We start from the raw sequence: 12,821 nt of genomic DNA, 5'->3' as shown, positions 1-12,821 counted from the left end.
ATAGGCTAACGTTGATGATTTTCGGTCCGCTGCATGCCAATCCGCTGAACTTCTGCTCCTAATGCCTGCAATTTGCCTACGAGATTTTCATAGCCGCGATCGATATGTTCCAATCCTTCCAGCTCCGTCGTTCCCGACGTAGCCAGCCCTGCTATAAACAGCGCGGCGCCTGCACGCAGATCGGATGCGACGACTTTGGCTCCATTCAACCGGCTGCCGCCTTCTATCACGGCCGAACGGCCCTCTACTTTTAATGAGGCTCCCATCCGGCGCAGCTCGTCTACATGGCGAAAACGGGAGCTGTAGATATTATCGGTCACGATACTGGAGCCCTTTGCCAAGGTCAACAGCGTCGTGATCGGCTGCTGCAAATCAGTCGGAAAGCCCGGATACGGACTTGTTTTGACATCGATGGAGCGATAGGTTTCCTTGCCAATCACCTGAATGGCATCGTCCATCTCTGTCACCTCTACCCCAATCTCACGCAGCTTAGCCGTGACAGATTCCAAATGCTTCGGAATCACGTTTTCCACCATGACATTGCCGTTGGTCGCCGCTGCTGCAATCATATACGTGCCAGCCTCGATCCGATCCGGGATGATCGTATGGCGACAGCCGCGCAAGCGCTCTACCCCGCGAATGCGGATCACATCCGTGCCAGCACCCTTGATGTTGGCTCCCATGTTGTTGAGCAACGTAGCGACATCGACGATTTCCGGCTCTCTCGCTGCATTTTCAATGACTGTCACGCCGTCTGCCTTGGCGGCGGCAAGCATGATGTTGATAGTCGCCCCGACACTTACCAGGTCAAGGTAAATGCGCGCTCCACGAAGCTTGCCATCGCGAGCCCTGATCGTCATGACACCATTTTTATTTTCTACTTCTGCGCCCATGGCCTCGAAGCCCTTTATATGCAAATCGATCGGACGCGGTCCCAAATCACAGCCACCCGGCAAACCTACCTGGGCCTCCCCGAACTTCGCCAGCAACGCTCCCCATAAATAGTAGGAAGCACGCAGTTTTTTGATCCGTCCGTTGGGCATCAGCATCAGCTTCATGTCACGGCCGTCGATTTCCATCCAATCCTCTTCAAACAACACGTCCGCTCCCATCTCTTTCAGGAGCTCGTGATAAATGTCTACATCCTGGATTCGGGGAAGATTCTCTATGACGACAGGCCCATCAGCCAGCAATGCGGCAGGAATCAAAGCAACTGCACTGTTTTTAGCTCCGCTGATGGTAACGGTCCCCGCAAGTGGTTTCCCACCGTTGATGATTAGCTTATCCATGCTTTGCTCTCCTCTGGCTTAATCGGGAAAGAAGCACCTTCCCCGATGAGAAAGGTGCTTGTCTTTTCACACGAATCCTATTTTTGCATACTTGCCCAGTCAGCAAGGAATTTCTCCAAACCACTGGAAGTCAGTGGATGGGCAATAAGCTGCTTGAACACTTTGGCCGGGATCGTCGCAAAATGACCCCCGAGCCGAGCCGCTTCTGTCACATGGACAGGATGGCGAACGGATGCTGCGATGATCTCGGTATCAATATCATGAACAGTGAAAATCTCGGCGATGTCCTCAATCAGCTTCATGCCGTCCTGACTAATGTCGTCGAGACGTCCCAGGAATGGAGACACATACGTCGCTCCAGCTCTGGCCGCCAACAACGCCTGGTTTGCGGAAAAAACCAGGGTGACATTGGTCTTGATTTTCTTCTTGGCAAAATACTTGGTCGCCCTCAAGCCTTCTGCTGTCATTGGCAGCTTGACGACGATGTTTTTGGACAGGGCAGCCAGCTTTTCTCCTTCTTCGATCATGCCTGCTGCATCAGTGCTGATGACCTCTGCACTGATCGGGCCATCCACGATGTCGATAATTTCTTTTAATGTTTGCACAAAGTCGCGGCCTTCCTTGGCTACCAGGGAAGGGTTGGTGGTTACGCCTGCGAGGACGCCCCACTCATGAATCTCGCGGATTTCGTCTACATTTGCTGTATCGATTAAAAAGCGCATGATGTACCTCCTTGGTTACGCACGGTTGCTGCTGCCGAACAGGCGCATTTTCCCTTTGACAACTTCCTTGATGGCATCACGAGCAGGCCCCAAATATTTGCGAGGGTCAATCTCGTTTGGTTTGGCAGCCAGGATTTTGCGAACCGTTTCGGTGCATGCGACTTGGCTTTCCGTATTTACATTGATTTTTCCAACACCCAGGCTGATCGATTTCACAATCGCTTCATCCGGAACACCGGAACCGCCGTGCAGGACGATTGGCGCCTCAATTTGGCTAGCTACTTTTTCAATAATGTCGAAACGGATTTTTGGAACACCTTTGTACATTCCATGGGCTGTACCTACAGCAATCGCCACATAGTCTACTTTGGTTTCATTCCAGAAGTGAATCGCTTCTTCCGGATTCGCAAGTGTCGCATCTTCCTCGTCTACAGACAGGTCGTCCTCTACTCCACCGATCGTACCAAGCTCACCCTCAACGGATACGCCTACGGCATGAGCCGCTTCTACAACCTGCTTCGTCAAGCGGATATTGTCTTCAAAGGAATGATGGGATCCATCGAACATCACCGAAGAGAATCCAGCGCGGATGCATTTCATGACCATGTCAAAGTTGCTGCCATGATCGAGGTGGAGAGCTACAGGAACACCTGCGCGTTCGGCTGCTGTTTTCGCAATCGCGACTGTGTAGTCGATGCCCATGTATTTGAGAGCTCCCTCAGACACACCAAAAATCACAGGAGACTTTTCTTCCATCGCAGCTTCTGTGATTGCTTGAGTAAACTCCAGATTGTTCAAATTGAATTGGCCAACAGCATATTTATGCTTTTTGACGTCCTCAGTAAAAGCGGTCATTGGTACCAGTGGCATGGTTGGTAATCCTCCTCTAGCAGACTTCATTAATGTCGCTTATTATACCACAGACACTCACATGTTAACAGGTACGCTTGTTTTGATTCTGTACCGGGCATCAGTCTAGCAAGCCAACTGTTGTTGTACCGCCATCCGCAATTCATCAATATCAAACGGTTTCGTAAAATGGGTCAAGGCCCCCAGCTGCGTTGCTTCCTTGATCATGTCCAGCTCACCGTAAGCAGTCATCATAATGACTTTGATCTCCTGGTTGATTTTCTTGATATGCTTGAGGATCTCGATGCCGTCCATCCCAGGAATTTTCATATCCAGAATGACCAGGTCAGGCGATTCTTTCTCCACGATTTCCAATGCCATCTTTCCATTTGCAGCCTGAAACGTTTTGTAGCCTTCTTTGCCCAGCACCTCGTACAACAAAATGCGAATGCCGTATTGATCATCGACAACTAACACTTTTTTGTCGTGCTTGTCAAACATGACTAAACTCCTCCTGACCAAAGCTATTACTTAACTACTTACCATTCGCCTAAAAATAGGAAACTCCTTCATGTAAGCGCTGAAATTTTCCTGGTATCCCCTAATCGCGTATAATGGGGGATACCACGTAAGAGGGAGATTGCTCTGATGGATACGATTATCATTATTTGTGTGTTGACCTTTGTCATACATACGACAGAAACGCTGTCTTACGCGCTGCGATTTGCCGGGGTGCAAACAACTCGGCTGGCTGTTGCTTTGTCCCTGTCTGGGGTGGTTTTGCTCGTTTCCCGCACTTCCAATCTGATTCAGTCTCCTTTTTCCGGAGCATTGAGGGATAAAGCTGTCCATTTGCATACAGATCCCAGCTTTCAGCTTCATTTGATCATTGGCGCTGCCTCACTCGGCACCTTGTGCGCAATCTTTCTTTTTCCGACGTTCGTACAGTTGTCCAAGCGCTTGATCTCCCACTTGGAACTGGCAGGTTCGATTCCTGGGATGTTTCGCTCTGCTGTCACGATACATAGTATCCGTCGCGTACGCCATCACGTTCGCTTGCCCAAGCTCTCCTCTCTTTCCCGCTTTCGCATCAGAGGGGTCCCCAAACGATTGCTACTGCTGAACAGCCTTGGGACAGCTATCTACACAACCAGTATCCTATCTGTCCTCTATGCCGCCCTTTTAGTCCCTGAATATACAGCGACTGTACTAATGTCATCAGGTCTGATCAATGGTTTTGCCACCATCTTCATGACCATACTTGTGGACCCTCAGGTCGCTCTGTTGACGGACAAGGCCCTGCAAGGAGAGGCTTCGCACGATTCAATCCGCCAGATGTATCTATGGCTGATGATCTCCCGTTTTTTCGGCACGATTCTGGCTCAGTTCCTGCTGATTCCTGCTGCTTACTGGGTGGCGTGGCTGGCTCCCTTTTTTCAATAGTAGTCTACCAGCTATAGTGGAGGGGGAGGAAACCAGCTAATATTTTGTCAAGAGTATCCTTATTATTTTCTTTGAAGTTGTGCTATATTGTTGAAAAGCATGCAAAATAACCTCTCTAAAGGGAGAGGTTATGGAAATTCATTCCATTACGCTGACTGAAAGTCAGCCTTATAAGGTTCGCTTCTCGTTAAAATGCAGTATATCCAGCGGATTAGCTTATTCACACAAGCAATCACAACCTGTTTGTGGGGCTTTCCTTCCCCCTTTTTCACGTCATAATACTCACGTAATCGCTGATTTACTGAGCTTTGTAAGAGACACCCCTTTCGTCTTCTTACTCCGCATTGTACAGCTTGGTACAGCGCTCTTCGCAAGCGTTTGGAACCCCGTTTGGTAATTCGGTTTGTGCTTGCTGTGAACTTTCCGGAGGATGTGACACTTGGGTCAACCCCAGCGAATGCGACCAATTTCTTTGCGTGGTCAAACCGTTCGATTTCCCCAATTTCGGCCAGGATTGTGGCAGCAATCTTGTTTCCCACGCCGGGAATCGAACGGAGTAGATCATATTCTTTTTTTTCTTCAGCCAGGGCATCTATTTGTTTTTCAAGCTTGGATAGATGCTCCTGGTATTGAAGTAGCAACGTGATGAACATACGTAAACTAAGCACATAACTCTCATGGACCCCTTCTTGAAAGGGGCTTTTTTCTGCCGCTGCCATCATATCTATTGCCTTTTCCTTTGCCCACTTCGGTGACCGTCCACGAACAAGCTTTGTGTTCATACACTCCGCTAGCTTGTCCACTCCTGCCGTTTTTACCGCCCCTGGTGTTGAATACATTTCCAACACTCCCAATGATACCGTTGAATACAAATCCCCAAACACACCTTCATACGTGGGAAAGACCTGGTCTAGGACAGCCCGAAATTGCAATTTTGTCTGAACATACATATCCGTCATTGCCTCATGTTGTCTCGTGAGATGACGTAAATGAAGCCAGTGCGTTTCCTGCTTTTGGTACGGTTCAAACTCCTCTTTGTAATAAAGTTCTCCTAAATGAACCGCGTCCAATTTATCGGTCTTCACTTTTCTTAGGTGCGTTTTCTTAGCCCGCTGGGCTAATAAGGGATTAAGGATATACAGGTCATAATTTTTCTCCTCTGCCCACTCTACAATGGGAAGGTGGTAGTGACCTGTAGCCTCAAGAATAATTGCTGGACGACAACCGCTGTCCTTTTCTACTTCCTTTAGCCTTCCATGAAGCCATTCCAAATCTGTTATGGTATGCGAAAAACGAAATCCTTTTCCGTATAATTTGTTCCGATCCAGAAAGATCTGTGCTTGGCTTTCTCCTTTTGCCACATCGATTCCTACAACTGGATTCACGTTCTTCCTTCCCCTCACTTCTTTTACCGGCAGCCCCTTTAGCACTTGTATGCCATAGCTTCGCATGTGATACGGGATCTTGTCCCAACCAGCCCAAACATAGTTGTACAAGTAGGGGGTGAACAGTTTCCTCCACGGGTTTTTCCCAAAAAGGGGATCGTTCTACCCGGCTACCAATAGAGTAAAGCCATTTCCATGAAAAATGGCCAGCCAGTTTTTTCTGGCTGACCTCATAATACGAAAAAGGGAAAACGCTTCAGGCGGGTTGGGATCTTTGCTGGGGGTCATTCCTGGACGCTTCCACTCCAAAGGCGGAACCGCGGCCAAAAGCAGCCGTCTCTTGAAGTGAATCAGGGTTGGACGCTAACCCCGGTTCCGCCTTTTCCGCTCCGGCTTGGTCAAGATCCCAAATGCCTTCCGCTTTTTTCCCTTTTTCCTCGACCAGCTTTTCTTGGACCTCCTTCTAAATCATTTCAAGAAAAAAACGCACCCGCGACTCCCAAAGGGAAGCGGGTGCGTTTTTGCCATTATGCCCCGTGTTTATTTTTTATGGCTCAGTGAAGCTTGGATAAAGTCGCGGAACAACGGCTGCGGACGGTTCGGGCGGGAAGTAAACTCCGGATGGAATTGGGTCGCCACGAACCAAGGATGGTCTGGCACCTCCACGATCTCGACCAGACGGCCATCCGGGGTCGTTCCTGCAAAGTGCAGTCCCAGATTTGCCAATTGCTCACGGTATTCATTGTTGAACTCGTAGCGATGGCGATGACGCTCGTACACCAGCGTGCTGCCGTATGCACGCTCGGTCAGGCTGCCCGGAACCACTTTAGATGGTCCGACACCCAGACGCATGGTGCCGCCTTTGTCTTCCACTTCTTTTTGCTCAGGCAACAGGTCGATGACCGGATAAGGCGTGTGCGGATTGATCTCGGAGCTGTTTGCTCCCTCCATCCCTGCAACATGGCGGGCAAACTCGATGACCGCAATCTGCATCCCCAGGCAAATCCCCAGGAAAGGAACTTTATTTTCACGCGCAAAACGAGTCGCTGTAATTTTGCCCTCGATTCCGCGATCGCCAAAACCGCCTGGAACCAGAATCCCGTCTACGTCACTCAACAGTTCGCGAACATTGTCCGAGGTTACTTCTTCTGCGCTTACCCACTTGATTTCGACATTGGAGTCATTTGCAAATCCGCCGTGGTAGAGTGCCTCTGCTACGGAGAGATACGCATCGTGCAGCTCTACGTATTTGCCCACGATAGCAATGCGGGTGGTTTTGGACAGATTCTTGATCAAATCAACCAGTTTTTTCCATTCTGTCATATCCGCTTCCCTGCACTCTAGACCCAGGTGGCGGCAGACATAATCGTCCAGTCCCTGTGCCTGCAATTGCAGCGGTACATCATAGAGGGTCTCAGCGTCTGCACATTCTACGACAGCATTTTTATCGATGTCGCAGAACAGAGCCAGCTTGTCTTTCATGTCTTGGGTCATCGGTCTTTCAGTCCGCGCCACGATGACATTTGGCTGTATGCCCAGGCTGCGCAGCTCTTTTACGCTATGCTGTGTCGGCTTGGTCTTCATTTCTCCGGCAGCCTTGATGTACGGCACCAGCGTCACATGGATGTACATGACGTTTTCGCGGCCGATATCGCTTTTGATCTGGCGAATCGACTCCAGGAACGGCAAGCTTTCGATGTCTCCGACCGTACCGCCGATTTCTGTGATGACGACATCCGCTCCCGTTTCACGGCCCGCACGGAAAACACGCTCTTTGATCTCATTGGTGATGTGTGGAATGACCTGCACAGTGCCACCCAAGTAATCGCCGCGGCGCTCCTTCGCGATAACTGTGGAGTAGATTTTACCAGTCGTCACGTTGGAGTTGGCGCTCAGGTTGATATCGATAAAACGCTCATAGTGCCCCAAGTCCAGGTCGGTCTCGGCTCCGTCATCGGTTACGAATACCTCACCGTGTTGAAACGGACTCATGGTTCCCGGGTCCACGTTGATGTAAGGGTCAAATTTTTGAATGGTTACCTTTAGTCCTCTGTTCTTCAGAAGTCGGCCCAGAGAAGCCGCTGTAATCCCTTTTCCCAACGAGGATACAACCCCGCCCGTCACAAAAATATACTTTGTCATCGTTAACGTCCCCTCTTCCCTAAACCTCAATGATGATGAATAAACACGGATAAATGGCCTATGAAAAAAGAAAAAACAAAAGCGAGTCCTATCCCGAAGCAGTTCGGGTAGGGGCACTTTTGTTTTATAGTTTTCCATATTTGTTCCTTCTTCATGTGAAGCCCAAGGAGTATTTTATCTGTCCCCAAGACGGAAGTCAAGGGCTTATCGGTCGTCTTCCAAATCTTCCTCAGGTTCTTCTTCTTCCAGCTCTTCGTCCTCGAAAAGCTCGTCTTCGTCTTCGATTTCCTCTTCGTCGATCTCGGCATCGATCTCTTCTTCCTCGATCTCAGCTTCCTCATCGACAAACTCTTCTTCGTCCTCGAAGATGACGACTTCGTCTTCTTCGTATTCATCCACCAGCTCGTCTTCGCTCTCGAAATCGTCGAAGTCGTCGTCCAGTATGACTTTTTTCTTCTTGCTGACGCCGCCCTCTTGCGTCTCTTCTACGGTGTCGGTCGGGTACCAGCGCTTCAGTCCCCAGACATTGTCACCCAGGCAGACAAAGCGTCCGTCGATATTGATTTCAGTGTATACTTGAGCGATCAGGCTTCTGACTTGTTCTTCTGAGAGTTTGCGAAGGGCAGTCAGTTCATCCATCAGTTCGCGGAAGTTATAGGTGCGATTGTTTTCACGCAGGATTTCGTAGGCGATGTCCACCAATGCCATCTCGCTTAGTCTTTCTGCATCAATATGAGCAAGTTTTTGACTCATTCGGGCACGTCCTTTCTTTCCTATACAAAACTTGACTTCCAATCAGTCCCCATCGTTTGGCGACGAGGGCTGTCTATAAGCATTTTCGTTAGATGATGCTGCCTTTTTCATCGCCTTATCGATAAGAAGGCTATCATACAGTATTCCTTATTTTAGACGAAAATGCAAGGCTTTCAAACAAGGGAGAAGCGATTGACTGAAAAAGAAGTGACCGCCCTGTGAGTTCCTAGCTCCGGCGGTCACTTGTGTCGATTGAAAAGCTGAGTCGTCCCCCTGGGAAACGCTACATATTTCTGCGATACTGTCCCCCGACTTCATACAGGGCTGCACTGATTTGTCCGAGAGATGCGACTTTTACCGTCTCCATCAGCTCGGCGAAGATATTGCCTCCCGCCATCGCCACCTCCTGCAGACGGCTCAATGCCGCAGGAGCCGCGTCGCGGTTGCGCTCCTGGAAGGCACGCAGATTGGCGATCTGCTGTTCTTTTTCCTCCGTCGTCGCCCGCGCCAGCTCGATCTCGTAATCTTCCTCCGAGGCGTTCGGGTTGAGGAAGGTATTGACACCGATGATCGGCAGCTCTCCCGTATGCTTTTTCATTTCGTAGTACATCGATTCATCCTGGATTTTGCCGCGCTGGTACTGCGTCTCCATCGCACCCAGCACGCCGCCGCGATTGCTGAGGCGCTCAAACTCCTGCATCACCGCTTCTTCTACCAGATCGGTCAATTCTTCGATGATAAAGGCCCCTTGCAGCGGATTTTCGTTTTTCGCCAGACCCATTTCCTTGTTGATGATCATCTGGATCGCCATCGCCCGGCGTACGGAATTTTCCGTCGGAGTCGTAATAGCTTCATCATAGGCATTGGTGTGCAGCGAATTGCAGTTGTCATAGATCGCGACCAGCGCCTGCAGGGTGGTGCGAATATCGTTGAAGTCCATCTCCTGGGCATGCAGGGAGCGGCCCGAGGTCTGGATGTGGTATTTCAGCTTCTGGCTGCGATCATTGCCACCGTAGCGATTTTTCATCACAGTCGCCCAGATCCGCCGCGCTACCCGCCCGATGACGGTATACTCAGGGTCCAGTCCGTTGGAGAAAAAGAAGCTCAGATTAGGCGCAAAATCGTCGATATGCATGCCGCGGCTCAGGTAGTACTCTACATAGGTGAAGCCGTTGGCGAGGGTGAACGCAAGCTGCGTGATCGGATTGGCCCCTGCCTCCGCGATGTGGTAGCCGGAAATGGATACCGAGTAGTAGTTGCGCACCTTGTGATCAATAAAATACTGCTGAATATCGCCCATCATCCGCAGAGCAAACTCCGTGGAGAAGATGCAGGTGTTCTGTCCCTGGTCTTCCTTGAGAATGTCTGCCTGCACCGTACCGCGCACCGTAGAGAGCGTATAGGCTTTGATCTTTTCTTTTTCCTGCTCATCCGGCTGGCGTCCCTCGCGCTGGACGAACGCTTCGATCTGCTGCTCGATCGCAGTATTCATGAACATCGCCAGAATCATCGGCGCTGGTCCATTGATCGTCATGGATACAGACGTGCTCGGCGCACACAGGTCAAAGCCTGCATACAGCTTTTTCATGTCGTCCAGCGTGCAGATGCTGACGCCGCTGGTTCCGATCTTGCCGTAGATATCTGGTCGATAATCCGGGTCTTCACCGTACAGCGTAACGGAGTCAAACGCGGTACTCAGGCGCTTCGCCTCGTCATTTTGCGAGAGGAAGTGAAAACGTCTATTAGTGCGCTCTGGCGTCCCTTCCCCGGCAAATTGCCGTTTGGGATCCTCGCCCTCCCGCTTGAATGGGAACACGCCTGCCGTATACGGAAACTCGCCTGGCACGTTTTCTTTCAGCGACCACTTGAGGATCTCGCCCCAATCCTCGAAATCCGGCAGCGATACCTTGGAAATCCGGGTGCCGGAGAGCGACTCGGTGAAAAGCTTGGTCACGATCTCCTTGTCGCGGATTTTGGTCACAAACTGGTCTTGGCGGTACGCTTCTTTCAGTTTGGGCCACTTCTCCAGAATGTTCTTGCACTCCGGATGCAGCTTGGCTTCAAACAGGGCAATTTGTTTATCCAGCACTGCCGCTACATCCTGTGCCGTCTCGTCACCTGACGCCAAGACGGTTTCTTTCGCGCCGTGCAATTGGAACAGCTTTCTGGCAATCGCGGACTGCTCATCCGTATAGACGCGGTATTGGCGCACCGTATTGGCGATTTCCTGCAAGTAATGGATGCGCTCTACCGGAATTAACGAAGTTTTATGAATCTTGACCGGTGTCGGGTCCAAATGGTCAACCTTCCACGCAACACCCGTTTTTTCCACGATCTTGCGCATCAGCGCGGCAAACAGGACATTGGTTCCCGGATCGTTGAACTGGCTGGCTATCGTTCCGTATACCGGCATCTTTTCGTCTGGCACATCAAACATCTCGTGGTTGCGACGGTACTGCTTGCGCACTTCGCGCAGCGCGTCCTCCGAGCCTTTGCGCTCAAACTTGTTGATTGCGATCAGATCGGCAAAGTCCAGCATGTCGATTTTCTCTAATTGGGACGGAGCCCCGAACTCGCTGGTCATGACGTACATGGAGACATCGCACACCTCGGTGACCTGCGCATCTCCCTGTCCGATCCCGCTCGTCTCGACGATGATCAGATCAAATTGAGCCGCACGGGCAACACGAATGGCATCCTTGACGGCAGCCGACAGCTCCGAGCCTGATTTGCGCGTAGCCAGACTGCGCATGTAGACGCGCGGGGTGTTGTTGGCATTCATGCGGATGCGGTCTCCCAAGAGAGCTCCGCCCGATTTTTGTTTGGAAGGGTCGACAGAGAGAATGGCTACCGTTTTGTCCTCATAGGTACGGATAAAACGGCGGACCAACTCGTCAGTCAGAGAGCTTTTTCCCGCTCCCCCTGTCCCCGTTATGCCCAGCACCGGTACGACCGTCTCTGGCTCCGGTATGGCCTGCAGCACAGAATCCTGCCATTCCGGCTTTTCCACAGCGTACTCCGCTACAGAAATCAGCCTGGCGATCGCCTGATGATTTTGCTCCCGCAATGCTGCTACTTCCTGCTCGATCTGTTTCACCGTAGGAAAATCAGACTTGCGGATCATATCGTTGATCATGCCTTGCAGACCCAGCTTGCGCCCTTCATCCGGCGAATAGAGTCTGCAGACACCGTACTCCTCCAACTCGCGGATCTCGCGCGGAACGATGACGCCTCCGCCTCCGCCAAAGACGCGGATATGTTCAGCCCCGCGCTCCTTCAACAAATCAATGATGTATTTAAAATACTCCACATGGCCGCCCTGATAGGAGCTGATTGCAATCCCTTGCACATCCTCCTGTATGGCGGCCGTTACAATATCGTCAACGGAGCGGTTGTGGCCCAGGTGAATGACTTCCACTCCCGATGATTGCAAAATGCGGCGCATGATGTTGATCGAGGCATCGTGACCGTCATACAAACTGGCTGCTGTCACGAAGCGTACCTTGTTGTGCGGACGATACACTTCTGTTTCCATCGTTCCACTCTCCCCGATAGGTTATTTTTCGGAGACGCTGATTTCACGAAGCAACAGTGCAATCTGCTTCTCCGTAAATTCCTCTAATGTATAGTGCTTGTGCAAGGCCCAACGGCGGAATACCCACATTTCAGCAAGAACCATGATGTTGTCGGCCATCAGCTTGACATGCTTTTCGTCGATGTTGATCGAGCCGTCGGCGATTCCTTTTCGCAAAATCTCCACGAAAATCTGCGCAATCTCCTCTTCGCGGCTCAACACATAGCGCAGGGTCTCTTTCGGCAGCGACTTGGACTCCTGATAGATCAGCAAGACACGGTCGCTCATCTGATCCATTACGCGAATCAGGCTTTTCAAAGCCAGCTTCATAATGGACAGACCGGTGCCGTTAAAATTGATCGCTTCGCGCAGACGGCCCTCCATCTCTGCGTGAATGGCATCGCAAACCAGGTACAGCACGTCTTCCTTCGATTCAATATATTCGTACAAGGTTCCGATGCTAAATCCCGATGCACGGGCAATCTCCCTCGTCGTCGTTTTATGAAAACCCTTATGAATAAAAAGCTCGACAGCCGCTTCGACGATTTGTTCGCGCCGTTTTTCAATGAGCTTTGGATCCTTTACCAGAGACGGAATTGTTCTTCGTTTATCAGACACAAAAGAAACCACCTTTCAAACTGACTGAGCGTTTGGTCAGGCAAAA

Annotated in this window: 10 protein-coding genes; 1 reads left to right on the top strand and 9 read right to left on the bottom strand. The window is 50.8% G+C overall.

Annotated elements, in window-relative coordinates:
• Positions 1-5: 5 nt before the first annotated feature.
• The 4 genes from T458_RS53700 to T458_RS53685 form a co-directional block, all read right to left on the bottom strand.
• Positions 6-1,289, bottom strand: a complete 1,284-nt coding sequence (locus tag T458_RS53700; protein ID WP_023555169.1) for a UDP-N-acetylglucosamine 1-carboxyvinyltransferase — start codon at positions 1,287-1,289, stop codon at positions 6-8.
• Between the two features lie 77 nt (positions 1,290-1,366).
• Positions 1,367-2,011: a fructose-6-phosphate aldolase gene (fsa, locus tag T458_RS53695; protein WP_023555168.1), complete on the bottom strand. Its 645-nt coding sequence runs from the start codon at positions 2,009-2,011 to the stop codon at positions 1,367-1,369.
• 15 nt (positions 2,012-2,026) lie between these two features.
• Positions 2,027-2,881, bottom strand: a complete 855-nt coding sequence (fba, locus tag T458_RS53690) for a class II fructose-1,6-bisphosphate aldolase (protein WP_023555167.1) — start codon at positions 2,879-2,881, stop codon at positions 2,027-2,029.
• Positions 2,882-2,986: 105 nt separating this feature from the next.
• Entirely contained in the window at positions 2,987-3,361 is a 375-nt protein-coding gene (locus T458_RS53685) for a response regulator (protein ID WP_023555166.1), read from the bottom strand.
• A 147-nt stretch (positions 3,362-3,508) separates the two neighbouring features.
• Here T458_RS53685 and T458_RS53680 point away from each other — a divergent pair, with 147 nt between their 5' ends.
• Positions 3,509-4,303 carry a lipid II flippase Amj family protein gene (locus T458_RS53680; RefSeq protein WP_023555165.1) on the top strand — a complete coding sequence of 265 codons (795 nt, stop codon included), beginning with the start codon at positions 3,509-3,511 and terminating at the stop codon, positions 4,301-4,303.
• 146 nt (positions 4,304-4,449) lie between these two features.
• Here T458_RS53680 and T458_RS53675 read toward each other — a convergent pair whose 3' ends face one another.
• The 5 genes from T458_RS53675 to T458_RS53655 form a co-directional block, all read right to left on the bottom strand.
• The gene (locus tag T458_RS53675) at positions 4,450-5,688 is read right to left on the bottom strand and encodes an IS110 family RNA-guided transposase (protein ID WP_031305278.1); all 1,239 of its coding nucleotides are present in this window, start codon (positions 5,686-5,688) and stop codon (positions 4,450-4,452) included.
• A 540-nt stretch (positions 5,689-6,228) separates the two neighbouring features.
• Positions 6,229-7,830: a CTP synthase gene (locus T458_RS53670; protein WP_023555163.1), complete on the bottom strand. Its 1,602-nt coding sequence runs from the start codon at positions 7,828-7,830 to the stop codon at positions 6,229-6,231.
• A 204-nt stretch (positions 7,831-8,034) separates the two neighbouring features.
• Complete coding sequence (gene rpoE / locus T458_RS53665) at positions 8,035-8,583, bottom strand: DNA-directed RNA polymerase subunit delta (RefSeq protein ID WP_023555162.1); 549 nt, start codon at positions 8,581-8,583, stop codon at positions 8,035-8,037.
• A gap of 283 nt (positions 8,584-8,866) precedes the next feature.
• Positions 8,867-12,118, bottom strand: a complete 3,252-nt coding sequence (gene icmF, locus T458_RS53660) for a fused isobutyryl-CoA mutase/GTPase IcmF (protein ID WP_023555161.1) — start codon at positions 12,116-12,118, stop codon at positions 8,867-8,869.
• 21 nt (positions 12,119-12,139) lie between these two features.
• A complete protein-coding gene (locus T458_RS53655) occupies positions 12,140-12,775 on the bottom strand; it encodes a TetR/AcrR family transcriptional regulator (RefSeq protein WP_023555160.1) in 636 nt (211 codons plus the stop codon).
• Between the last annotated feature and the right edge of the window lie 46 nt (positions 12,776-12,821).

It is taken from the genome of Brevibacillus panacihumi W25, assembly GCF_000503775.1.
Taxonomy (GTDB): domain Bacteria; phylum Bacillota; class Bacilli; order Brevibacillales; family Brevibacillaceae; genus Brevibacillus; species Brevibacillus panacihumi_A.
The sequence above is the reverse complement of the archived record's forward strand: the minus strand, read 5'-3'. Positions and strand labels throughout refer to the sequence as shown.

What these genes read in the sequence shown, in the direction of transcription:
- T458_RS53700 (WP_023555169.1), bottom strand. Translation starts at nt 1,289, where the DNA reads ATGGATAAGCTAATCATCAACGGTGGGAAACCACTTGCGGGGACCGTT.
- fsa (WP_023555168.1), bottom strand. Translation starts at nt 2,011, where the DNA reads ATGCGCTTTTTAATCGATACAGCAAATGTAGACGAAATCCGCGAGATT.
- fba (WP_023555167.1), bottom strand. Translation starts at nt 2,881, where the DNA reads ATGCCACTGGTACCAATGACCGCTTTTACTGAGGACGTCAAAAAGCAT.
- T458_RS53685 (WP_023555166.1), bottom strand. Translation starts at nt 3,361, where the DNA reads ATGTTTGACAAGCACGACAAAAAAGTGTTAGTTGTCGATGATCAATAC.
- T458_RS53680 (WP_023555165.1), top strand. Translation starts at nt 3,509, where the DNA reads ATGGATACGATTATCATTATTTGTGTGTTGACCTTTGTCATACATACG.
- T458_RS53670 (WP_023555163.1), bottom strand. Translation starts at nt 7,830, where the DNA reads ATGACAAAGTATATTTTTGTGACGGGCGGGGTTGTATCCTCGTTGGGA.
- rpoE (WP_023555162.1), bottom strand. Translation starts at nt 8,583, where the DNA reads ATGAGTCAAAAACTTGCTCATATTGATGCAGAAAGACTAAGCGAGATG.
- icmF (WP_023555161.1), bottom strand. Translation starts at nt 12,118, where the DNA reads ATGGAAACAGAAGTGTATCGTCCGCACAACAAGGTACGCTTCGTGACA.